Here is a 2,085-nt window from a genome sequence, read left to right on the forward strand (position 1 = left end):
CCGGCGGCCCTGCTCGTGGCGGCTTCGGCGGCGGTCCCCGCGGTGGTGGCCCCGGTGGCCGTGGTGGCACGCAGGGCGCCTTCGGTCGCGGTGGCGGCCGTCCGGTCCGTGGCCGCAAGTCCAAGCGGGCGAAGCGCCAGGAGTTCGAGCAGATGCAGGCCCCGAGCCTGGGTGGCGTCACGGTCCCCCGTGGCGACGGCTCGACGGTCGTCCGCGTCCGCCGCGGCGCCTCGCTGACCGACTTCGCCGACAAGATCAACGCCAACCCGGCGTCGCTCGTCACCGTGCTCTTCCACCTCGGTGAGATGGCGACGGCGACGCAGTCGCTCGACGAGGAGACGTTCAAGGTCCTCGGCGCAGAGCTCGGCTACGACGTCCAGGTCGTCTCGCCGGAGGACGAGGAGCGCGAGCTGCTCGGGTCCTTCAACATCGACCTCGACGCAGAGCTCGAGGCCGAGGAGGACGAGGACCTCGAGCCGCGTCCGCCGGTCGTCACCGTCATGGGTCACGTCGACCACGGAAAGACCAAGCTGCTCGACGCGATCCGCTCCGAGCAGGTCGCCGAGGGCGAGGCCGGTGGGATCACCCAGCACATCGGTGCCTACCAGGTCGCGACGACCCACGAGGGCGAGAAGCGTGCCATCACGTTCATCGACACGCCGGGTCACGAGGCCTTCACGGCCATGCGTGCCCGTGGTGCGTCGGTGACCGACATCGCGATCCTCGTCGTCGCCGCCGACGACGGCGTGATGCCGCAGACGATCGAGGCGCTCAACCACGCCCAGGCGGCCAGCGTGCCGATCGTCGTGGCCGTCAACAAGGTCGACAAGCCCGACGCCAACCCGGCGAAGATCCGCCAGCAGCTCACCGAGTACAACCTCGTGGCGGAGGAGTACGGCGGCGACACGATGTTCGTCGACGTCTCGGCCAAGAACGGCACCAACATCGACGGGCTCCTCGAGGCCGTCCTGCTCACCGCCGACGCGGCGCTCGACCTGCGCGCCAATCCGGACAAGGACGCCCGCGGTGTCGCCATCGAGGCGCACCTCGACAAGGGCCGCGGCCCCGTCGCGACCGTCCTCGTCCAGTCCGGCACGCTCCGTGTCGGTGACTCGATCGTCGCCGGCAGCGGCCACGGCCGCGTCCGCGCCATGCTCGACGAGCACGGCAAGAACGTCGAGGAGGCCGGTCCCTCGCGTCCGGTCATGGTCCTCGGTCTGACGTCGGTCCCCGGCGCCGGTGACACGTTCATCGTGGCCCCCGACGACCGCACCGCCCGGCAGATCGCCGAGCGGCGTGAGGCCGCCTCGCGTGCCGCCTCGCTGGCCAAGCGTCGCAAGCGCATCTCGCTCGAGGACCTCAACGAGGCCCTCGCCGCAGGCAAGGTCGACACCCTCAACCTCATCCTCAAGGGCGATGTGTCGGGTTCGGTCGAGGCCCTCGAGGACGCGCTCCTCAAGATCGACGTGGGCGACGAGGTCGACCTGCGGATCATCCACCGCGGGGTCGGTGCGATCACGCAGAACGACGTCAACCTCGCGACGGTCGACAACGCGATCATCATCGGCTTCAACGTCCGCCCCGCGGAGCGTGTCGCCGAGCTCGCCGACCGGGAGGGCGTCGACATGCGCTTCTACTCGGTCATCTACCAGGCGATCGACGACGTCGAGCTGGCCCTCAAGGGCATGCTCAAGCCGGTCTACGAAGAGGTCCAGCTGGGCACCGCCGAGGTCCGCGAGGTCTTCCGCTCGAGCAAGTTCGGCAACGTCGCGGGTTCGCTCGTGCGTTCCGGCGAGATCAAGCGCGGCACCCGTGCCCGCATCGTCCGCGACGGCACCGTCATCGGCGAGGCCGAGATCGCCGGCCTGCGTCGCTTCAAGGACGACGTCACCGAGGTCCGCGAGGGCTTCGAGTGCGGTATCAACCTGGGCAGTTTCAACGACATCCAGGTCGAGGACGTCATCGAGACCTTCGAGATGCGCGAGAAGCCGCGCGCCTGATCGTCTCCGAGTCACGCCGACGGCGCCGTTCCCCCTCGGGGGAGCGGCGCCGTCGCCGTCTCCCCAGGTCTCCCCAACCGAACGC

1 protein-coding gene is annotated in these 2,085 nt (G+C 69.9%); it reads left to right on the forward strand.

The annotated features are described in order from the left end of the window. The coding region (gene infB / locus N865_RS21170; protein WP_034810262.1) for a translation initiation factor IF-2 at nucleotides 1-2,000 on the forward strand (2,000 nt) is incomplete at its 5' end. Nucleotides 2,001-2,085 lie beyond the last annotated feature (85 nt).

The organism is Intrasporangium oryzae NRRL B-24470, from assembly GCF_000576595.1.
GTDB lineage: Bacteria > Actinomycetota > Actinomycetes > Actinomycetales > Dermatophilaceae > Intrasporangium_C > Intrasporangium_C oryzae.